This window comes from Pseudomonas sp. CP4 (assembly GCF_047758505.1).
GTDB lineage: Bacteria > Pseudomonadota > Gammaproteobacteria > Pseudomonadales > Pseudomonadaceae > Aquipseudomonas > Aquipseudomonas fluorescens_AO.
Genome location: NZ_CP180489.1, coordinates 1579385 through 1599783 on the forward strand (window position 1 = coordinate 1579385; position 20399 = coordinate 1599783).

Below are 20399 nucleotides of genomic sequence, written 5' to 3' on the forward strand. Positions count from 1 at the left end.
CGAAATTACTGAAGCAGCTTCAGTACAGCGGAAGGCAGTTGGTTGGCTTGAGCCAGTACGGAGGTCGAAGCTTGCTGCAGAGTCTGCTGCTTGGTCAGGTTAGCAGTTTCAGCGGCGAAGTCGGTGTCCTGTACACGACCCTGAGCAGCGGTAGTGTTTTCAGTGATGTTCTGCAGGTTCTGGATGGTGCTGGTCAGACGGTTTTGCGAAGCACCCAGGCTGGCGCGGGTTGCACCGATGTTAGCGATAGCTGCGTCGATTGCAGTGATCGCGCTGTCGATGGCGACGGCAGCGTCAGAAGGGCTGGCGCCAGTCAGTACAACAGTGCCGCTGCCAACCGACAGGCTGACGGCGTCGAACTTGGAGCTCAGTACCAGGTCGATGTGGTTAGCCGAACCGGTGTTTGCGCCCACTTGCAGGGTCACAGTGCCAGCCGAACCGTCCAGCAGGTTTTTGCCGTTCAGGTTGGTCGAAGCCGAGATACGGGTGATCTCGTCGGACATCTGAGCGAATTCAGCGTTGGTAGCGGTCTGGTCAGCAGTGCCGTTGGTACCGTTACGGGCTTTAACAGCCAGTTCACGCATACGCTGCAGGATGTCGGTAGTAGCTTGCAGAGCGCCTTCAGCGGTCTGGGCAACGGAGATACCGTCGTTGGCGTTCTGGATGGCCTGGGTGTTACCGCGGATCTGCGAAGACATACGGTTGGAGATCTGCAGGCCAGCGGCGTCGTCTTTGGCGCTGTTGATTTTCAGGCCGGAAGACAGGCGCTGCATCGAAGTGGACAGAGCGTCGGAAGCGCGGTTCAGGTTTTTCTGAACGTTCAACGATGTGGTGTTGGTGTTTACTGTTAAAGCCATGACGAATTCCTCGTTGGTTGGGTACTGCGGCTTCCGGCCCTGGCAACCGCCGGGTATGGCCTAGAGAACCTTCGTAATAGTTATCGTCGGGATTGCAGGTTGCTTGAGGGCTTTTTGAAAAAATTTTGCCATCACCACGCCACCCCCGAGAAAACAAAGACTTAGCAGCACATCCAGCGCGAAAAAATGACGTCATAAAACCGCCTGTAACGCAAAGCCGCGGGCCAGTGCTGCGCAGCGGTTCAGCGCCTGGCACTTTCCAGCAATTCGACCAGTTCGTATTCCATATAGTCAGCCAGGCCCAACCAGTTCTGGCGCTCCTGACAGTCGAGCATTTGCGTGAGCACCTGTGCCCACGCCTGCCGGATACCCACTGAGGCAGACGCCAGACATTGCTGGGCCTGTTCGAATACATCGACCATCGTCAGTGCCGCCTCAACGTCACGCCCAAGGCGAAACAACGCGGCACACTGACGACACTGATCCTGACATTGACTCAGCGCACTCATTGCACGAACTCCGGATTGAAAGCGGTCCCGGCAATCAATGCACCGGCGCGGCTGCTGTTGAGAAATTCGACCTTTGGATGCGCGGCGATATAACGCTCAAGCACACACAGATATCCGCGAAAATTCAGCTGAGTACTGACGCGCTGACCGTGGCCATCGCGCACCCAGTGCCTCGCCTGGGCCAGCGGCGGGCCCAGATCACCGTCGTCCCAACCGGCGTGGGTCTTGTTCATCGGGAAAGCGAAGTCAGCGCCAAACAGAGTGATTCGGCTCGCGCCCATTTTTACCGCGAGATCCACCGCCGGATGAATCACGCTGCCGCCGACGTGCAGCTCGCCGCGTGGATACTGTTTTTTCAGCTCGGCATAGATCGGGCTGGCCGAATAGCCGCCATAGCGCTTGCCCTTCCATGCCTTCAATACCTGCGGGTCGCTCATCGGCAGGTACACCAGCGTAATGCCGTCAGACGTCTCAAAGGGCAGATGCCGAAAGCCGATGCGCTGATCGATGCTAACCACCAGATCAGGCACGATGCCATGTTCGCGCAACGGTCGATAAGCGGTATCAACACAGATGAACAACGGCCGCTCAGCAAGCTGACGAATCGCCGCCAGACGTTCGAAATGCTGCTCCAGCGTCGGTCCGGTGGCGATTACGTAGATTTCACGTCCAGCGCAACTGCCGAACAGCTGCGCGACATCGTCATCGCCAAGCAACACCGGCAGACATTCCTGCAAGCGTTGCTGGATTTCTGGCGACTGCGGATCGAAATCACGATTGTTGAACGTCAGGTGCACTTCATTGATCAGCCGGTCGCGGATCTTCGCGTTGAAGTCATCGGCCAGCAGCATCTCGGCGGGCAAGGCAAAGAACGGCGTGAAGAAGTCCGGGTGATCACCCGCGTAAAACAGTTCGACACGGGGATCCTGCAGCCACTGGCGCTGATCGAGCAGTTGCAGCACCAGTGCGAACAGCGCGCCATTGAGAATGTGCACGTAGAGGCGCTCGAGCCCCGCACGTTCAAGAAGCACGCCGGGCAAGTCGCCCAGGCCGGTGCCATAGACATGGAGTTGCGGTTTTTCCGGCAGGCTTGCCGCCTGAACCTGCGCCTCGTACAGACGATCATGGCGACTGGTCAACTGAATGCCGTCAACGCTCAGCGTCGAGCCCAGCCCTTGCACGAGTTCGGCCTGTACGGACGCGCTGTCCTCAGCCATCAATCGCTCGAACAGCGCCGGCCAGCGCCGTTGCAACACCTCGGCATTGGCTTGGAAAAACTCGCTCATGGCGCCTCGCGCTCCTTCTCGGGCAAAAAAATAGCGTTCAAGGTTAACCTTGAACGCTATTTTTGTATCAGTGGTTTTTGCAGCAGCTTACGGACGATAGATGATCGCCGAGCCCCACGACAGACCGACACCAAAACCGCTCAGCGCAACGCGTTGCCAGTCGGAATCAAGCACGTGTTTTTCCAACAGCAATGGAATGCTAGACGACACGGTGTTGCCGGTTTCGACCATGTCCTTGATGAACTTCTCCGGCTCGCCTTCGAAGCGTCGCGCCACGGCGTCGACGATCGCCGCACTGCCCTGGTGAATGCAGAATGCGTCGATGTCATCGGCCTTGAGATTGGAATCGTCGAGCAACTCGTGCAAGTGTGCCGGCACTTTCAGCAATGCGAAGTTGAACACCTGACGACCGTTCATGAAGAACACGCCGTTGCTCACTTTCAAGTGCGGTGCGCCGGAACCGTCGGTGCCGAACTTGGCCTTGCCCAGTGCCCAGGTCGGGTGTTCGCCCATCCACGTTGCCGTGGCGGCATCGCCAAACAGCATGGTGGTGTTGCGGTCTTCCGGGTCAACGATTTTGGAGTACGGGTCAGCGGTGATCAGCAGGCCGTTCTTCAGTCCGGCGGCTTCCATGAAGCCTTTGATCGCGTAGATGCCGTAGACGTAACCGGAGCAGCCCAGGGAAATGTCGAACGCCGCGACGTTGGTCGGCAGGCCGAGTTTGTCCTGAACGATGGCAGCGGTGTGCGGCAGACCTTCTTCGTCACCATTCTGGGTGACGACAATCAGCGCATCGATCGATTCACGCTTCAGTTCAGGGTTGCTGGCAAACAGCGCATTGGCCGCTTCCACGCACAGGTCGGAGGTTTCCTGCTCAGCGTCTTTGCGCGGCAGGAACGCCGAACCGATCTTGCCAAGGATGAATTCTTCATCCTTCTCGAATTTTGCACCTTGTGCGTAATTGTCCACGCCGGCTACAGGAACGTAGCTCGCAATGCTTTTTATGCCAATCATTACGGCTTCCCAATAAAAAACAGCCCAAAACCACCGCTCGCAAGGATTCGAGGGGCGCCGACAAACAGAAAACGGCCGCCATGACGGGCAGCCACGGGAAGCGCAAAGGGCTATCACTGGAACCGCAAAACGGGCCAGGCGCCATCTCCCCGGTCAATACAATACAGTGAAGATGCGCGTTATGACTCGCAGGTCACGCTATTTTGCCGAATCGATGGCAGATTGGCCTATTCGACCAGCGACCAATCCAGCGGCGTACCGCGCTTGATCGCGGTGCGCGCACGGCGTCCGAGGACGGCTTCGGTGTGCTTGGGCGGCAGACCGAGACCTGGGCGAATCGCGCGCAGATTATCCCCGGTAAAGGCTTCACCGGCGGCCATGTCAGCAGTGACATACAGCGAGCGGCGATAGACCAGCGACTTGCGCTCGGCCTCGGTCGGGCCGTACTGAACATGTCCCATCGCCTGCCAGGCACGCTCGGTTTCGACGACCAGACTGGCCAGCTCCGCCGGTTCCAGAGAAAAACTCGCGTCAACACCGCCGGCCGAACGGTCGAGGGTGAAGTGCTTTTCCACCACGGTCGCGCCCAGCGCCACCGCTGCCACCGACACGCCCACACCCATCGAATGATCCGACAGCCCCACCTCGCAACCAAACAGCTCGCGCAGATGCGGGATCGTGCGCACGTTGCTGTTGAGGGGCGTGGCCGGATAGGTGCTGGTGCACTTGAGCAACACCAGATCCTTGCACCCGGCCTCGCGTGCGGCACGCACGGTTTCATCCAGTTCGGCGATGCTGGCCATGCCGGTGGAGATGATCAGCGGTTTGCCGGTCGCTGCCACTCGACGGATCAACGGCAGATCGGTGTTTTCAAAACTGGCAATCTTGTACGCCGGCATTTCAAGGCTTTCGAGAAAATCCACCGCGCTGTCATCGAACGGCGTCGAGAACGCGAGCATCCCCAACTCCTTGGCCCGAGCAAAAATCGGCGCGTGCCACTCCCACGGCGTATGGGCTTTTTCGTAGAGATCGTAGAGTGAAGTACCGGCCCACAGACTGCCCGGATCCTTGATGAAGAATTCGCCTTCAGCCAAATCCAGGGTCATGGTCTCGGCAGTGTAGGTTTGCAGCTTCAAGGCATGCGCCCCGGCCTTGGCTGCCGCCTCAACGATTTGCAGGGCGACGTCGAGGGACTGGTTATGGTTGCCGCTCATTTCGGCAATGATGAACGGCGGCGCATCGGCACCGATGGTGTGGTGGCCAATCTTGAAACTAGACATGCGGGTGATCCTTCAAAACACGGCTGAACGCGCAGGTCTCTTGAGTGAACCCGGCGTCGCGGAAGACTTTCAATGAGGACTGATTGGCGGGCATGACCCGGGCAGTAATGCGCGTCAATTGCGGCCAGTGCGCAGCGACAAATGCTTCGCCACGACTGAGCACTGCCCTGCCCCAACCGAGGCCGAAACGCCCCTCCAGCAGATAGATCGACACTTCGGCTTGGAACCCGCGCAAGTCGTAGCGCAGCACCCCGACCGGGCCGTCGTCCGCCTCGGCAATCAACAGCAGCCGCTGAGGGTTGCGCAAACTGGCCGTCAACCAGTTCAGATGCTGCGCCCAATCGATCACGCCGGTTTCCAGCGACCAGCGCCGTACCGCTTCGGCATTACGCCCATCGAATAGCAACTGCGCATCGTCCAGCGTCGCCGGGCGCAGTTTCAGCACCGCACCGGCCAGCGCCGCCGCCACACGCTCAGCACCGCGGCCATCGACCAGTTGCCGCGAGCGCTCGGCGAGGCTGCGGCGTAGAAAATGATTGTTCACGACGAATCCGACCGCATCACGCAACTGCTCGACGCTGACCTGCTCGCGAGCCCCCATGAACACATGCGCACCGGCAGCGGCCATGACTTCGCCGTTGGCCTGCTGATTGTTCGCCACGGCGATGCAGAGGGTCGGCAAACCCAGCGCAGCGCGCTCCCAACTCGTGCCGCCGCCAGCGCCGATGAACAGGTCGGCTTCAGTCATGCGCTGATGGAAATCGCTGACGAAACTGTGCAGGCGCCAGTTCGGTCGCATCTCGGCCAACGCTTGCATCTGCGTCCACGCCGGGTTGTCGGCGCCAGCGACGAAGTCCACCTGCAACTCAGTGAAATCCGCCAACGCCAACATCGCGTGATGAGTCTGCCTCGCCGCGTCGAAACCGCCGAAATTCACCAGCACGCGCCGCGCCTTCGGCTTGATCTCGATCGCTTCGCAGTTGAATTCATCGCGCAACATGGCGTAGCGCGGGCCGAGCAAGGTGCGACAGCCTGGCGGCAGCAGCGGCGCGTAGTTTTCGCTAAGACCGGACAGGTTCTGATTGAGCAGCAGATCGACGCTGTAGCGCCGCGTGGCCAGATCATCCACGGCGGCGATTCGATGCGCCCAGCGCCGGGCAGCGGTTTGCCAGTGATGATCGAGGCCATAATGGTCGACGATGATCCAGTCGAACGGTGCCTGCCCGTCCAGCAGCTGGTCCAGTGCATCAATGTCGAACTGCCACGGCAACATCGATTCGATGGCCTGCAGCGGGTCTTCATCACGATAGCGCTCGGGCAGCGCGAAGGTCTCGAAGCCCTCGGCATTCAGGGCGTCGAGTCGATGCCCCGGCAAACGCCGACAGGCAAATGCGACATGACTGCCCTGCCCGCGCAACACCCGCGCCAATGTCAGACAGCGGGCGATATGGCCGCTGCCAATGGTCGGCGAAGCGTCGGCACGAATCAGCACCCTCATTGCAGCTCTCCGCCGGCCTTGAGCGCGGCGTACAGGTATTCGGCGCGTTGCCAGTCCTCGGGGGTGTCGATGTCCTGGACCAGATGACGCGGCAGGATCACCGGCAGGCTGGCTGGCGAATACAGCACATCACCGCGCAACCACGCCTCGCTGCGCCCCCAATAAAACTGCCCGGCGTCCTGAAACGCCTCGGGCAAGTCCTGCGAACGAGTATTGCGAAACTCGGGATACAACGCCGTCAAGGCGCCGTCCCCGTCGACTGTCAGTGCCCGCTGTACCGGAAACGCGAAATCGCAGACCGAGAACGCGAATGATCGATGCGGATGCTGCTCCAGCAACTCGAAACCCTGACGCAGATAGCGTGCCTGCAACAGCGGTGCAGTGGCGTAAATGCAGCAAGCGAATTCAAACGACGCCAACTGCTCCAGCGCGTGCACGATGACCGCCGCCGTACCGGTGAAATCATCGGCCAGATCGGCCGGACGCATGAACGGTACCTGCGCACCGTACGCCCTCGCGATGTCGGCAATCTCGACATCGTCGGTGCTGACCACGACCTGCTCGAACAAGCCTGAATCCAGCGCTGTGCGGATCGAGCGGACAATCATCGGCACGCCATCGAACGGCAAGAGATTCTTGCGCGGGATACGCTTGCTGCCGCCTCGGGCAGGGATGATTGCGACGTTGCTCAAGGGCGTTTTTCCAACAGGAACCAAGTGATGTCGTCCGCCGGAAACTGCGGATCGCGGTGATAGACGAAACCATAATCGACCAGCTGCAGATCGGCATAGCGATCGAGCATTTCCCCGGCGAAATCGCGCTTGAACAGCTTGCCGCTGTTACCGCGGTAGGCGATTTCCACCGGCGCCGGATTGTAGTACTCGGCGATCAGGATGTAGCGCTGGCTCAGCTCGTACATCTGCGCATAGGCGCGCGGCAACAGCTCGGGAGCCAGATGGATCAGCACGCCTTTGCTCAATGTCAGATCGTAGCGGCGCTCGACAGGAAAATCGAACAACGAGCCGTGCCAGATTTGCGCGATGTCCAGCGCCTGCGCCTGCGCGCACGCGCTTTCGTTGATCTCGACACCGAACAGTTCGCAACGCGGCAATAACTGACGCAATGCCTGCAAATTGTTGCCGGCGTTGGTACCCAGCTCCAGCAGACTGTCGACGCGACCCGCGCGGCTCAGCGCTTTGGCGAAAAACCCTAGATTGCCCGCCACCAGCGCCTGGCCGACATTGCGCTCAACGTAATGGTTGCCGAACTCACCCTGCCAGAATCTTTCCTGCTCGCTCAGATCGCGCATACACAGTCTCGTCTACCGCCGCAGCGGTCATCGTTCGGTCAGTCGGCGCAGTTGCTCGACTACATGATCCTGCTGCTCATCAGTCAGCAAGGGGAACAGCGGCAAGCTGATCGCCTCGGCGTAATAGCGCTCGGCCTCGGGAAAATCACCCTCGGCAAACCCCAGATCCCGATAGTAAGGCTGCAAATGCACGGGAATGTAGTGCAGATTCACGCCAATACCGGCGGCGCGCAAACCTTCGAAGACCTGACGATGACTGAGGCTGATGCGCTCGGTCTGCAAGCGAATCACATACAAGTGCCAGGCCGACTCCGCCTCTTCCTGCGGGCTCGGCAACGTCACCGGCAAATACGCCAGCAAGCGATCATAGCGCGCCGCCAGTTCACGGCGCCGGGCGACAAACTCATCCAGTTTGCCCAGCTGTGACAGTCCCAGCGCCGCTTGAAGATCGGTGATCCGGTAATTGAAGCCCAGCTCGACTTGCTGGTAATACCACGCCCCGTGGCTCGGCTCGGTCATGTGCTCGGGATCGCGGGTCATGCCGTGGCTGCGCAGGCGTCGCAGACGTTCGGCCAGCGCCGGGCGATTGGTCAGGATCATGCCGCCCTCGGCGCTGGTGATGATCTTCACCGGGTGAAAACTGAACACCGTCATTGCCGCAAATTCGCCACAACCGACCGGACGCCCGGCGTAGCTGGCGCCCACGGCGTGCGAGGCGTCTTCGATCACGGTGAAGTGGTAGCGCTCCGCCAGTTCGGCGATACGCCGCATATCGCAGCTCTGCCCGGAGAACGCGACGGCGACGAGGACTTTGGGCAGCGTGCCGTCACGTTCGGCCTGTTCGAGCTTCGCTTCAAGGGCAAAGGCGTCGAGGTTCCAGGTCAGCGGATCGATATCGACAAAATCAACCTCTGCGCCGCAATAGCGTCCGCAATTGGCTGAGGCGAGAAAGGTGTTCGGCGAGGTCCACAAGCGATCGCCCGGCCCCAGGTCAGCGGCCAGACAAGCAATGTGCAGCGCCGCCGTGGCATTGCACACCGCCACGCCGAAATCCGCTTGGCAGCGCTCAGCCATGGCCTGCTCGAAGCGTTCAATGGTCGGCCCCTGGGTCAGCCAGTCCGACTGCAAAACTTCGACCACCGCGTCGATGTCCGCCTGATCAAGGCTCTGCCGACCGTAAGGGATCATACCGACAGCTTCGCGTGCAGATCGGCGATCTGCCCCACTGAAAGGAAATGCGGGTTGGTGTCCGAGCGATACTCGAAATCCTCGTCCACGGCACGGCCACGTTCACCGAGTTTATCAACGGCGAAATCGACGTCGACGCTGGTAAAGCGAATCGACGGCTGAATCGTGTAGTGGTCGTCAAACTCAAGAGTCATCCGCGCATCGTCCAGCGGCACCATCAGTTCGTGCAGCTTCTCGCCGGGACGAATGCCGACGTTCTTGTGCGGCAGATGCTCGGCCATGCCGCGCGCCAGATCGACGATGCGGATCGACGGGATCTTCGGCACGAACACTTCGCCGCCGTGCATGCGAGCGAAGCTATCGAGGACGAACTGCACGCCATGATCAAGGGTGATCCAGAATCGGGTCATGCGCTCGTCGGTGATCGGCAATTCTTGCGCGCCGTCAGCGATCAGCTTGCTGAAGAACGGCACCACCGAGCCGCGCGAGCCAGCGACGTTGCCGTAGCGCACCACGGCGAAACGGGTCTGCTGCTCGCCAGCAATGTTGTTGGCGGCGACGAATAGTTTGTCCGAAAGCAGCTTGGTCGCGCCGTACAGATTGATCGGGCTGGCCGCCTTGTCGGTGGACAGCGCCACGACTTTTTTCACACCGTTGTCGATGGCGGCGGCGATGATGTTCTCCGCGCCATTGACGTTGGTGCGGATGCATTCGGTCGGGTTGTATTCCGCCGCCGGCACCTGCTTCAACGCAGCAGCATGGACGACATAATCGATGCCGCGCATCGCTTGGCGCAAGCGCTCGGCGTCACGCACGTCACCGATGAAATAACGCATGCACGGTGCATTGAACGTCTGCTGCATTTCGTATTGCTTGAGCTCGTCGCGGGAGAACACCACCACGCGCTTGGGCTGGTATTGCTCCAGCAAGCGGCGAATGAAGTTGCGACCGAACGAGCCGGTGCCGCCAGAGATGAAGATCGATTGTCCGTTGAACATGTTGTGGTTCCTGTCCGGCCTGCTCAGGCGAGCAACTGCGCCCAATTGATCGAGGCGTTTTCGCCCAGAGTGAAACCTTTGCCGCTCAAGGCCAGGTTGGCGTTGTACGCCGGATCCTGGGCAAAGGCGTCGGGCCATTTTTCACGCAATGCCGCCAATGCCGCTGGCGCCTGTGGCAGCTCGCCGGTGTGCAGCACCTGCACCAGTGGCGTCCACACGGTGAGGTAACCGGCCTGACCGGCCTTCAGGCACAGATCGACATCGGCATAGCCGTCAGCGAAGGTCGCTTCGTCGAGGCCGCCAAGGGCATTGAACAGCTCTTTGCCAACCATCAGGCAAACCCTGGAGACGGCCGAATAATTCTGCTCGACAACCAGCCGCTGCATGTAGCCCTCGGCCTTGTGTTGCTCGCCGATGAAAGGCGAACCCACGCCTTCGTTCAGACCAAGAATCAGACCGGCATTGGCGACTTTGCCATCGCGATCGACGAGTTTGGCGCCGACGATGCCGACTTCAGGACGCTGGGCATGGTTGAGCAGCGAATCGATCCAGTTCGGATTGACCACTTCGCTGTCCGCGGCCAGCAGTACCAGGTATTCACCCTGCGCCTGTTCGCTGGCGGCGTTGTACAACGCGACTTCGCTCAGCGGCTGGTCGGCACGCAACACGTTGACCTTGGCGTGGCGCAGCGTTCCCAGCCAGTCGTTGACCGCTGCCGACTGCTTGCCGTTGGCTGCCAACAGCACTTCGTAGCGGCTGTATCGGGTTTTGAGCAGCACGCCTTCAAGGCAGCGGCGCAGCGCTGGCAAATCATCGATGACCGGCACAATGATCGAAACCAGTGGCTGCTCAGTGTGGCGATAATCGATCTGCCAGGTGCCCGGCGCCGCCGAAGTGACTTTGGCCTTGTAGCCGCGATTGCCCAAGTGACGCAGCAACGCCTGACGCTCGTGGGCGTTTTCTTCCAGAGGCGCCTGCTCGGTGATCAGCAGCGGCTCGTCGAGATGCGCGAGACCGTCAAGTCCGCCCTGTTCGATGATGCGCAGCAACAGATCGAATTCCAGCGCCTTGCTGAAGTCGGCCTGATAACCGCCAGCGTCAAGCAGCACCTGGCGACGGATCAACCAATGCCGCGCCATCAGCGACGGCACGCTTTGCAGCAGATCCAGGTTGAAACCGGGGCGGAATACGTCGACCAGTGCGCCGTTTTCCTTGCGCTGGATTTCATCGGTGGCGACCGCACGCACACTCTCGGCACCCATCAGTTCAAGGCTGGCGCGCAGCAGGCCGCTAGCGGTGAACTCATCACCGGCCTGAGCCAACATCAACCAGTCGCTTGGCGACTGCTGAGCGCTCTGGTTGAGTTTGTCGACGAGATTGCCGGGCGTGACACGGACAAAGTGCAGGGTGTTCTGCGCAGTGGTCGCTGCCGGCGCTTCACCAGTGGTGAACACGACAATCCTGAACGCTTTGCAGTGCCCCTCGACCAGGCTGTCGAGCGACACCTGCAACTTGTCGATGTCGTTGTCCAGATCAAGCAGGAAGATACCGAACTGCTGACCACCACCTTCGGCAGCCACGTGTTGGCTGATCGACTCGAGCTGCTCGATGGCAGGCGCACGTGCAGCCAGCCAGTGCAACAAACGTCCCGATTGCATCTTGTCGAACGTGACCAGATGATCGTCGACCGTCAGCGCCTCGAGGCGGGCGACCCATTCATGCATGGCTTGCGCCGCCGTCTCGTCACCGAGCACTTGCAGCTGCGCAGCCAGACGCTTGGCAACCACCTGGTTGAACGCATTCAGATCATGCGCCTGCCACAACCGGTCGACCACGCTCTCCGGCGTATCGTTATTGCGCGCCTGGAGCAGATGCGCCTGACGCGTCCATCTGCCTTCCAGCCCCTCCAACTGAAGGCGACCCGCCGGCAGGGTGTGCATCATGAATTCAAACTGTTCCAGAAGGTCGAAAAACGCCTGGTTGTAGAACGGCATCTCAACGTACTGCAGTGGGCCGAAACGCCGATCAGGCCGCCGCAATTGCTGATTCCAGGTCGACTCGAAAATCAACTCGGCAGTCAGCGCCCGGCGGACCGCCAGACTCTCGGCCATCGCCGCAAAGCTCTCCAGAACAAATGCCTTGGCCTGCCCGGCATCGAGGTTCTGGATACCGGTCGGCAGCGAGACGAGGAATTCGGCAAACGCCTCTCGTTCAGCGACCGACTTGCCATCAACATAGGTCAGCGAGTGATACACGTCGGTATTGTGTTCGGAAACGCCGTAGTTGATCTCGCGTACCACATAGGGAATCGGCAGGATCCGTGCCTTGGCGCTCGCCAGCAGGAAATACACATGCCCGATTTCCTGCCATTGGAAATTGGTCCCCGGCGGCAATGACGAGTGCCAGGTTTTCATCAGGTCACTACGGGTCACCGCATAAAACGGCGGGATGTACTGACTCATGTAGTCAATGACGCGATCCTGCGCCCGCTCGGACGAATAGTCTTCCTGAACCTTCTTGTCGCGGCGGTAGTAGTTCACGCCATCGGCCTTCGCCAGGTACATCAGGCAATAGCCGTGGCACATGCCATAGTCACGATTGGCCTGAAGAAAGCCGACAGACTCGCAGAGCGAATCGAACACGATGAAATCGTCATCCGCCGCCAGCACCATGTATGGCGTGCTCAGTTGCTCGACGCCATAGGCCAGTTTGGCCTGCATCCCCCAGTAGGCGAATTGCGGTACATGATGATAATCGACGGCGGAAAAATCGCCTTCCGGACGTTCCGGCGTGGAATCCAGCACCATGATTCGGCAGGGCAAGCTGCTGTAATACTTCACCGCACGGCGCAGGAACGCCGGCCGATTGTGAGTAATCAGCACCACCGTCAACAACTCGTTGAGCGGTAGCGTCAGTTCAGAACTGTACTTGCCTTGCATAACTTCTCTCCACAACCGGCGACTCGCCGAAACAACGCTGGGTAATGTTGCGAATTAACGAACGCGGCGCAGATAACCGTCCGGCGCCACGGTGATCAGCAGTTTGTTCTGCATCTGCCGATCGATCTCGAAATCCTTGTTCTCTTCCAGGTATTTCCACACGGCGGTTTTCGGGTTATCGCCATGACCCCACGGGCGATCCGGAAAAAAGTCCGCCGGCATGTCTTCAACCACGGTGTCCATCACCACGCAGTAGCTGCCCACCGAAACCAGCGGCGCGTACAAGCGCAGCTCCTCGAGTACGTGGTCGTGGGTATGGTTGGAATCGAGGACCAGAATCACTTTCTTGCCCTCGGCAATTGCACGGACTTTCTGCGCGGTCGCCTCGTCGATACTCGAACCTTCGATCATCTGGATGCGCTTGGCCATCGGGTGGCTTTCGATGGCCTCACGGTTGTGCGGGCGAATGTCGAGGTCGATGCCCAGCACTTCGCCGTGGCCCTGCAGCTCCAACAGCGAGGCGTAATAGATGATCGAACCGCCGTGAGCGATGCCGCATTCGATGACCAGGTTCGGTTTGACCTGCCAGATGATCTCCTGCATCGCCATCATGTCTTGCGGCAACTGGATGATCGGACGGCCCATCCAGGAGAAGTGGTAGCTGTATTTATGGCGGGCCGATTCGTTGAAGAAATCCCGGGCCAGTGCTACCACTTTCTGATCATCACCCTGGCGCGCGATCTCTTGTTGGCATTCGGCTTCGAAGGCTTTATGGATGTTGTTTTCGGTCATCTTAATAATCTCAAGGGTCACTGAAACGAAGCGCTGTCGACGGCGTGATAGACGTAGCGTGCGCCAGTCATCCGCTTGATTTCTTCGAGGTAGTTGGAATTCATCACAAACAGATGGGCGCCTGCAGGCAGAGCATCCATGGCCTCTTGCGGCGAGGACACTCGCACGCCACTGAGGGGCAAGTAACGGCCCTGCTTGGCCGGGTTGATGTCAACGACGCGATCTACCGCCACACCGGCGCGCTGCAAGGCCAATGAATAAATCACGCCCTTGGACGAAGCGCCCCAGATGGCCGAGCCCTGTGCCGGCGCGGATTGAATGATCTGCACGGCGCGATCAAGACTGGCGGTGAAGGTGGTCGACAGCGTCAGCAACGACGGCGTCTCGACCGGCGCCCGTTGCAGCGTCGAGAGATCGGCAACGATGTACAGATATTGGCCACCGAACAGATGCCCGGCCTCGAGCACGGTGCCGAACATTGCGCGCAAGTCGGCGAGACGGAAGTAATTGACGTGCTCATAGAACACGTCGAACCAGGCATTGTGCTCGACGATCCAGTCAAAGCACGGCACTTCGATATAAATCTGCCCGCCCTGATTGGCTGCAGCCATTTGCGCGAGAAATGCCAACGGATCGCTGATGTGCTCCAACACATGGCGCAACACAATCGCATCCGCTTCCAACCCCAGCTCGCGGGTGAACGGTGCCTTGATCACGTCAGGATTGTCACCTTCATACGAAGGGTCGATCCCGGTAATGGCGTAATCTTTGCCCCGCAGCATCTCAAGGAAATAACCTTTGCCGCAGCCGACCTCAATCAGGGTCTGGCCCTTGAAGTGCCGGGCGAGGATCGCTTCGACGGCATTGAGGTGCGCCTGAAACTGCACCGAGTGCGCCTGTTCGTTCTGATAGTCGGCGTCATAGCTCAATTTGTCGGCATCGAAGGCCTGGTTGAAGATCAGCCCGCTCTGGCTGTCCTGTACCAGCACAATGTCTGCCGCCCCTGAGGCCCGCGCCTCTTCGGCGCTGGAAAACGTGCGGTTCTGCAATACCGGCAGTCCGGTCGCGCGATAAAGCTCATGCAGCATGTTCTTGCCCCTTCAGTTGCGAGATTCGCTGAGCATCACCCCAGAACGCCATGGGCTCATGGGCGGAATAACCGTAATGGCCCAGGTTCAACTTGATCGTTGACTGGCGTTCGCGGACACGCTGTTCAACCAGCGCGCGTACGGAAATCGCCTGGCCGCTGCAGCAGTTGGTGACGCCGTCGACATCAGGCCGGCCGATCAACGAAGCCAATTGCGCGGCCGCCTCGGTAATCTGCAGATAATCACGCAGCTGGTCGCCCATCGACATATTGAACTGCGCCTCACCGCCATCGATGGCGCGGTCGAGGCTGGCCAGCAGGCTGTTGCTGTTCTGGCCTTCGCCATAAAGGTAAAACAACCGCGCCCATTGCAGGGTGAACGCCTGCTCGCGCTGCAATGCTTCAAGGAACAGGCGCAAGGTGTGCTTGGCCAGACCGTAAGGCGTGCAAGGCTGGGGCAAGACCGACTCGGCCAACCGGCCGCTTTGCAAGCCGTATTCAAAGCAAGTCCCGGTGACCAGCACCTGGCTCACCCCTGCCACGACCGCACGCTTGAGAAACGCGTAATCGGCCGGCAGGTTGCGTTCGAAATGAAACAGCGCCTGATAGTTAGGCAATCCGCTCCAGGCCAGATGCGCGACGACATCCACGCCATCAACCAAGCGCTCGACATCAAGGTCTGGCGCATGCAGATCGGCGGCGACAAATTCCACCTGCGCGAACCACGGCAAACTGCGAGCAGAGTCGAGGGTGCGCGCAACCGCACGCACTTTGAAGCCTTTGGAAAGCAAAGCGCTGACCAAGTGGCGACCGACGAAGCCGGTGGCGCCAGTGACCAGCACAGTGGTGGTGGTCGCCGTCAAAGCTCGACTCCCTGAAACTGTTTGTCGAGCAGCGGATGCCTGGAATCCTTGGCTGACAAATTCTTGACGGGCAGCGGCCATGAGATCGCCAGTGCCGGATCAAGGGCCGACAAACCCGCTTCATGCTCCGGTGCGTAATCGGCATCGGTGAGGTACAGCACTTCCGATTCATCGGTCAGTGACTGGAAGCCGTGGGCAAAACCGGCAGGAATCAAAAAACTGAGGCCATCATCGGCGCGCAGTTCTTGCGCATGCCACTGCAAATACGTTGGCGATTGCGGCCGCAGGTCGACCGCCACATCCCAGACCGCGCCGCGCACACAAGTGATCAGCTTGGATTCGGCGTAACCGGCTTTCTGAAAATGCAGACCGCGTACGCTACCTTGGCCCAACGTGCGCGAATGATTGATCTGGCGGATCGCAAAAGGACGTCCCTGGACGGTCAGACGACTCTGGCAGAACAGCCGGGCGAACCGCCCGCGCTCATCGCAGAAGACTTTCTGCTCAATGAGGTACAGGCCCTCCAATGGCGTTTTCTGCAGGGTGTAATCGCTCATGAACGCTCTCTGTACAGATTCAATTGGTTCAAGGTAACGGCGCGCATGTCATCGCCGTGTTGCCACGCCAGATGCCAGCCGAGGGTCTGCGTCAGGCATTGTTCCAGCGTCCAGCGCGGCTTCCATCCAAGCCCCTGCCGCGCGCGGCTGCTGTCCAGACGCAGCAGACCGGCTTCGTGCAGCTCACTCGGTTCGATGCGCAGACCACGGGCCTGCGGCCAGCGGTTGGCAAGCAGTTCGACCACTTCACCGACGCTGCACATGTCGGCCTCACCAGGGCCGAAGTTCCACGCACCGGCGTATTCCGGGCCCTCTTCGTAGAGGGCGGCGGCCAGTTGCAGATATCCGGCCAGCGGCTCCAGCGCGTGCTGCCAAGGGCGCACGGCCTGCGGATAGCGCAGGGTCACTGGCTCGTCGGCGGTCCAGGCTTTCAATACGTCGGGAATCAGACGTTCCGGGGCGAAGTCGCCGCCGCCCAGCACATTGCCGGCGCGTGCGGTAGCCAAGGCCAGACCGTGTTCGGCATGTTTGTCCGCCGGGAAGAACGACGCGGCGTAGGACTGCGCGAGCAATTCGCAGCAGGCCTTGCTGCTGCTGTAAGGATCGTGGCCACCGAGGGCTTCGTCTTCGCGGTACGGCCACAGCCATTCCTTGTTGGCGTAGACCTTGTCGGTGGTCACCAGCACACAGGCGCGCACGCCGCCGACCTGACGAATCGCTTCGAGCAGGTTCAGCGTACCCATGACATTGCTTGAATAGGTGCCGAGTGGATCGCGATAGCCCTCGCGCACCAGAGGCTGGGCCGCCAGATGCAGGACTATTTCCGGCTCGGTCTCGGCGATGATTTCCAGCAAGGCGCCGAGGTCACGCAGATCGCCGCGTTGATCGTTGATGCCCTCGTGTACACGCGCCAGTTGGAACAGGCTCGGCTCGGTGGACGGATCCAAAGAAAAACCGCTGACTTGCGCACCAAGGCTTTGCAGCCACAGGGTCAGCCAGCTGCCTTTGAAACCGGTGTGCCCGGTAACGAGAACGCGTTTGCCACGCCAGAAATCCGCGCTCAGGCCCATTGCTTCCATGGGGCCTCCCCGCTCTGCCACAGCGCTTCGAGATGGTTCTTGTCACGCAGGGTGTCCATCGGCTGCCAGAAGCCCGAATGTTCGTAGGCATGCAGCTGTTCCAACTCAGCCAGTTGCATCAACGGCTCGGCTTCCCAACTGGTCGCATCGCCGGCGATGTAAGGCAGCACCTGCGGTGACAGGACGAAAAAACCGCCATTGATCCAGCCGCCGTCACCTCGCGGCTTCTCGGTGAAGCCCATGACTTGGTGGCCGGTGCGTTGCAACGCACCGTAACGGCCTGGAGGCTGCACGGCCGTAACGGTCGCGAGCTTGCCGTGCGCTTCATGAAAACGGATCAGAGCGCCGATATCGATATCCGAGACGCCGTCGCCGTAGGTAAAACAAAAGGCTTTCTCGTCCTTGAGATAAGGCGCAGTGCGCAAGAGCCGGCCACCGGTCATGGTTTCTTCGCCGGTGTCGACCAGCGTGACGCTCCACGGCTCGCTGTAATTCTGGTGCACCTCCATGCGGTTCTCGCGCATGTTGAAGGTCACGTCGGAGGTGTGCAGGAAATAGTTGGCGAAGAAGTCCTTGATCGCATAGCCCTTGTAGCCCAGGCAGATGACGAAGTCGTGGATTCCATGGGCGGAATACTGCTTCATGATGTGCCAGAGAATTGGCTTGCCGCCGATCTCGATCATCGGCTTGGGCTTGAGGTGCGACTCTTCACTGATCCGCGTGCCGAGGCCACCCGCCAAAATTACTGCCTTCATCGTCTCCCCTCTTGTTCTTCACCGGGCTGCGCATGGCTTCGTTGAGCGTTGCAGACCTTGCGGCGACACCTTTTGCCGTTCCGGGCGCGAGTGCAATGACCGCAAGCGCTCGTTTTATGGCGATTTGAGGGGGACTTGCAGGAAACGCGCCAGCTCAGAGTCGAGGCGGTGGGGAACGGGGATGAGATTTTGATTGGGGGCCTATCCGTTATGGCGGGTGCTGCCGCTGGCGGTTTCGCTCTTACAGCAACACCCGCAGAAACGGATATTCACCAACCCCCGAGAGCCTGGTCAGCCCAAAGGCCGCCAAGGCCAAAAACAAAAAAGGGATGAATCCAAAGACCCATCCCTTACTTCAACGATGCGCAAAAACTACCCGAACAGCGCAAACCCGTCACCACCCACCGGCAGCTCATACATCTGACCATCGGCCGTCTGAACATGCTCGATGGTCGCAAACCCCGCATACCAGTCCACCAGCCGCACACCGTTGTCCGGCACGCCACTGCTATCATCATTGGCACTGTGCAGATAAATGTCATCGCCCACACGGGTCACGCTCAACTGACTGGCGTCAGCGATCGTGTTCAGAATCAGCGTGTCGTTGGCATCCAGCCCTTCATCCTTGATGGTCACCAAGGCAGACGTGTCCACCACATAGGTATCATCGCCCTGCTCGCCAAACCCGCTGCCGCCCAGGCCCGACGGGCCGGCGCCGTTGAAGATCAACACGTCGTTGCCCTGCCCACCATAGGCCACGCCTCGCCCGAGGGTAATGTTGTCATTGCCTTCATCGCCACTGACCCAGGTAAACAGACCATCGCGCGCAGCTATGATGACGTCATCGCCCGAGCCACCGAACAAGGTGTCGGACTGCCCGGCTGCATCGAGACCGGACGCCAGACCGCCGTAGATGTGATCGTTGCCATCGCCACCCTGAATCTGGTCGTCACCACCACCGCCTTCAAGGACGTTGTCGCCCCACTCACCTTCCAGAACATCATTGAACTGGCTGCCGCGCAGGCCTTCGATATCGATGTAGACGTCATGGAAGGCGATACCGCTCTGCGTGCCCCATTTCAGCGAGGCGCTCAAGCCTTCAGCGCTGTCGTCATAGCTGACGATGTCGAGGCCCGCACCACCTTCAAAGTTATCGGCCCCCGCCCCGCCCAGCAGCACATCATTCCCGGTCCCGGAAACGATCGTGTTGTCCCCGTCATTGCCGTAACCGGTGAAATCGCTGCTGCCGGTATAGGTCAACCGCTCAACGAACGCACTCAGCCTCAACTCGGACAGGCTGGTGTACACATGATCGGTACCACCCATGAAGCTGTCGTCTTCTTCGACAGTCACGCCGGTGCTGTTGATCGTATAAACGTCATCACCGATACCACCAGCCACCTTCACACCACTGGCGTTGACGACAAAACGATCGGCGCCGGAGGAACCGATAACCTCTTCCACATTGAGCAGCGTGTCACCTGCAAGGTTGCTGCCATTGCCGATCACGACATTGGCCACGTCGAAGGCGTAGCGGTAACTCACAGTGTCGTAGCCCTGCGCACCATCGATGTTCATCGAGTCCTTGTGACGATAAATCACATCATCGAAGCCCGAGCCCTGAAGCGCCTCGATGCCGGTGAACATATCGCCATAGGCGATGGTCAGGCCGTCGTAGTTGGCGAAGTCTTCGACTCGCACCCCTTCAAGGCTGTCGCTGTAGCTGACGGTGTCGTAACCGTCTCCCCCGAAGAAATGATCGGCACCATCACCACCCCACAGCCAGTCGTTACCGGCACCCGCGATGATCTCGTTGTCGGTGTCGCTGCCGTAAGCCTTGAAATCACCGGTACCCGTGAAGGTCAGCTTCTCGACGAAGCCAGCCATCTTGATGCTGTTGAGGCTGGTGCGCAGTTCGTCATAGCCACCCCAGTCTTCCTCGACGATGGTCACGTCTTCGGCGCTGACGATGTAGACATCGTCACCGCTGCTGCCTTCCAGCGTCACGCCGGCTACCGAACTGCTGAACGTATCGTTGGAAAAGGTGCCGACGATCTTCTCAACGGATATCAGCGTATCGAGCTTGCCGTCGGGGCCGGTGACGGTGGTCGCACCATCGGCCAGTTCGACGTTGATTCCAGAGGGTATTGCGTAGTAAATCGCGGTGTCGAAGCCGTCACCGCCATCAAGCTCATCCGATCCCGTACTTGCCAGCAGGACATCATCCGCCTCCAGTCCATAGAGTTGGTCATTGCTGTCGGTGCCCAGCAGGACATCCGCTTCACTCGTTCCATTCACAATTGTCATTACATCTTCCTTGCGTGGTTGTTGAAACCGGATCTGTCAGTGCGGGCGTTGCCTGTCCGGAGCGCATTCCCTCGCTGATCG

Annotated in this window: 18 protein-coding genes; all 18 read right to left on the reverse strand. The window is 59.8% G+C overall.

Features of this window, described 5'->3' with window-relative positions:
• Positions 1-5 precede the first annotated feature (5 nt).
• Positions 6-857 (reverse strand): flagellin domain-containing protein, encoded by an 852-nt coding sequence (locus ACMYUN_RS07015; protein ID WP_073472782.1) that lies wholly within the window; start codon positions 855-857, stop codon positions 6-8.
• Between the two features lie 242 nt (positions 858-1099).
• A complete protein-coding gene (locus ACMYUN_RS07020) occupies positions 1100-1366 on the reverse strand; it encodes a hypothetical protein (protein WP_415763325.1) in 267 nt (88 codons plus the stop codon).
• Positions 1363-2652: a motility associated factor glycosyltransferase family protein gene (locus ACMYUN_RS07025; protein WP_415763326.1), complete on the reverse strand. Its 1290-nt coding sequence runs from the start codon at positions 2650-2652 to the stop codon at positions 1363-1365. The genes ACMYUN_RS07020 and ACMYUN_RS07025 overlap by 4 nt, the downstream gene beginning before the upstream one ends.
• A gap of 87 nt (positions 2653-2739) precedes the next feature.
• Positions 2740-3666, reverse strand: coding sequence for a ketoacyl-ACP synthase III (locus ACMYUN_RS07030; RefSeq protein WP_039761155.1), 927 nt, complete (start codon positions 3664-3666; stop codon positions 2740-2742).
• A 227-nt stretch (positions 3667-3893) separates the two neighbouring features.
• Positions 3894-4946 (reverse strand): pseudaminic acid synthase, encoded by a 1053-nt coding sequence (gene pseI / locus ACMYUN_RS07035; protein ID WP_415763327.1) that lies wholly within the window; start codon positions 4944-4946, stop codon positions 3894-3896.
• Positions 4939-6444 (reverse strand): UDP-2,4-diacetamido-2,4,6-trideoxy-beta-L-altropyranose hydrolase, encoded by a 1506-nt coding sequence (gene pseG / locus ACMYUN_RS07040; protein ID WP_415763328.1) that lies wholly within the window; start codon positions 6442-6444, stop codon positions 4939-4941. Before pseG ends, pseI begins: the two co-directional genes overlap by 8 nt.
• Positions 6441-7136 carry a pseudaminic acid cytidylyltransferase gene (pseF, locus tag ACMYUN_RS07045; protein WP_415763329.1) on the reverse strand — a complete coding sequence of 232 codons (696 nt, stop codon included), beginning with the start codon at positions 7134-7136 and terminating at the stop codon, positions 6441-6443. The genes pseG and pseF overlap by 4 nt, the downstream gene beginning before the upstream one ends.
• Entirely contained in the window at positions 7133-7753 is a 621-nt protein-coding gene (locus ACMYUN_RS07050) for a pseudaminic acid biosynthesis-associated methylase (protein WP_415763330.1), read from the reverse strand. Before ACMYUN_RS07050 ends, pseF begins: the two co-directional genes overlap by 4 nt.
• Positions 7754-7780: 27 nt before the next feature.
• Positions 7781-8941: a UDP-4-amino-4,6-dideoxy-N-acetyl-beta-L-altrosamine transaminase gene (pseC, locus tag ACMYUN_RS07055; protein WP_415763331.1), complete on the reverse strand. Its 1161-nt coding sequence runs from the start codon at positions 8939-8941 to the stop codon at positions 7781-7783.
• On the reverse strand, positions 8938-9939 hold the full coding sequence (pseB, locus tag ACMYUN_RS07060; protein WP_110645058.1) for a UDP-N-acetylglucosamine 4,6-dehydratase (inverting): 1002 nt from the start codon (positions 9937-9939) through the stop codon (positions 8938-8940). The genes pseC and pseB overlap by 4 nt, the downstream gene beginning before the upstream one ends.
• 23 nt (positions 9940-9962) lie before the next feature.
• Positions 9963-12878: a glycosyltransferase family 2 protein gene (locus ACMYUN_RS07065; protein ID WP_415763332.1), complete on the reverse strand. Its 2916-nt coding sequence runs from the start codon at positions 12876-12878 to the stop codon at positions 9963-9965.
• Between the two features lie 54 nt (positions 12879-12932).
• The gene (locus ACMYUN_RS07070) at positions 12933-13670 is read right to left on the reverse strand and encodes a cephalosporin hydroxylase family protein (RefSeq protein ID WP_415763333.1); all 738 of its coding nucleotides are present in this window, start codon (positions 13668-13670) and stop codon (positions 12933-12935) included.
• 17 nt (positions 13671-13687) lie between these two features.
• Positions 13688-14758 (reverse strand): class I SAM-dependent methyltransferase, encoded by a 1071-nt coding sequence (locus tag ACMYUN_RS07075; protein ID WP_415763334.1) that lies wholly within the window; start codon positions 14756-14758, stop codon positions 13688-13690.
• On the reverse strand, positions 14748-15620 hold the full coding sequence (locus ACMYUN_RS07080; protein ID WP_415763335.1) for an NAD-dependent epimerase/dehydratase family protein: 873 nt from the start codon (positions 15618-15620) through the stop codon (positions 14748-14750). The genes ACMYUN_RS07075 and ACMYUN_RS07080 overlap by 11 nt, the downstream gene beginning before the upstream one ends.
• Positions 15617-16177, reverse strand: a complete 561-nt coding sequence (gene rfbC / locus ACMYUN_RS07085; RefSeq protein ID WP_324174741.1) for a dTDP-4-dehydrorhamnose 3,5-epimerase — start codon at positions 16175-16177, stop codon at positions 15617-15619. Before rfbC ends, ACMYUN_RS07080 begins: the two co-directional genes overlap by 4 nt.
• Entirely contained in the window at positions 16174-17256 is a 1083-nt protein-coding gene (gene rfbG / locus ACMYUN_RS07090) for a CDP-glucose 4,6-dehydratase (RefSeq protein ID WP_039761132.1), read from the reverse strand. Before rfbG ends, rfbC begins: the two co-directional genes overlap by 4 nt.
• On the reverse strand, positions 17238-18011 hold the full coding sequence (rfbF, locus tag ACMYUN_RS07095) for a glucose-1-phosphate cytidylyltransferase (protein ID WP_039761130.1): 774 nt from the start codon (positions 18009-18011) through the stop codon (positions 17238-17240). The genes rfbG and rfbF overlap by 19 nt, the downstream gene beginning before the upstream one ends.
• Before the next feature lie 372 nt (positions 18012-18383).
• Complete coding sequence (locus tag ACMYUN_RS07100; RefSeq protein WP_415763336.1) at positions 18384-20318, reverse strand: calcium-binding protein; 1935 nt, start codon at positions 20316-20318, stop codon at positions 18384-18386.
• Positions 20319-20399 lie beyond the last annotated feature (81 nt).

Coding starts and splice junctions, on each gene's coding strand:
- ACMYUN_RS07015 (WP_073472782.1), bottom strand. CDS start 857: ATGGCTTTAACAGTAAACACCAACACCACATCGTTGAACGTTCAGAAA.
- ACMYUN_RS07020 (WP_415763325.1), bottom strand. CDS start 1,366: ATGAGTGCGCTGAGTCAATGTCAGGATCAGTGTCGTCAGTGTGCCGCG.
- ACMYUN_RS07025 (WP_415763326.1), bottom strand. CDS start 2,652: ATGAGCGAGTTTTTCCAAGCCAATGCCGAGGTGTTGCAACGGCGCTGG.
- ACMYUN_RS07030 (WP_039761155.1), bottom strand. CDS start 3,666: ATGATTGGCATAAAAAGCATTGCGAGCTACGTTCCTGTAGCCGGCGTG.
- pseI (WP_415763327.1), bottom strand. CDS start 4,946: ATGTCTAGTTTCAAGATTGGCCACCACACCATCGGTGCCGATGCGCCG.
- pseG (WP_415763328.1), bottom strand. CDS start 6,444: ATGAGGGTGCTGATTCGTGCCGACGCTTCGCCGACCATTGGCAGCGGC.
- ACMYUN_RS07050 (WP_415763330.1), bottom strand. CDS start 7,753: ATGCGCGATCTGAGCGAGCAGGAAAGATTCTGGCAGGGTGAGTTCGGC.
- pseC (WP_415763331.1), bottom strand. CDS start 8,941: ATGATCCCTTACGGTCGGCAGAGCCTTGATCAGGCGGACATCGACGCG.
- pseB (WP_110645058.1), bottom strand. CDS start 9,939: ATGTTCAACGGACAATCGATCTTCATCTCTGGCGGCACCGGCTCGTTC.
- ACMYUN_RS07065 (WP_415763332.1), bottom strand. CDS start 12,878: ATGCAAGGCAAGTACAGTTCTGAACTGACGCTACCGCTCAACGAGTTG.
- ACMYUN_RS07070 (WP_415763333.1), bottom strand. CDS start 13,670: ATGACCGAAAACAACATCCATAAAGCCTTCGAAGCCGAATGCCAACAA.
- ACMYUN_RS07075 (WP_415763334.1), bottom strand. CDS start 14,758: ATGCTGCATGAGCTTTATCGCGCGACCGGACTGCCGGTATTGCAGAAC.
- rfbC (WP_324174741.1), bottom strand. CDS start 16,177: ATGAGCGATTACACCCTGCAGAAAACGCCATTGGAGGGCCTGTACCTC.
- rfbG (WP_039761132.1), bottom strand. CDS start 17,256: ATGGAAGCAATGGGCCTGAGCGCGGATTTCTGGCGTGGCAAACGCGTT.
- rfbF (WP_039761130.1), bottom strand. CDS start 18,011: ATGAAGGCAGTAATTTTGGCGGGTGGCCTCGGCACGCGGATCAGTGAA.
- ACMYUN_RS07100 (WP_415763336.1), bottom strand. CDS start 20,318: ATGACAATTGTGAATGGAACGAGTGAAGCGGATGTCCTGCTGGGCACC.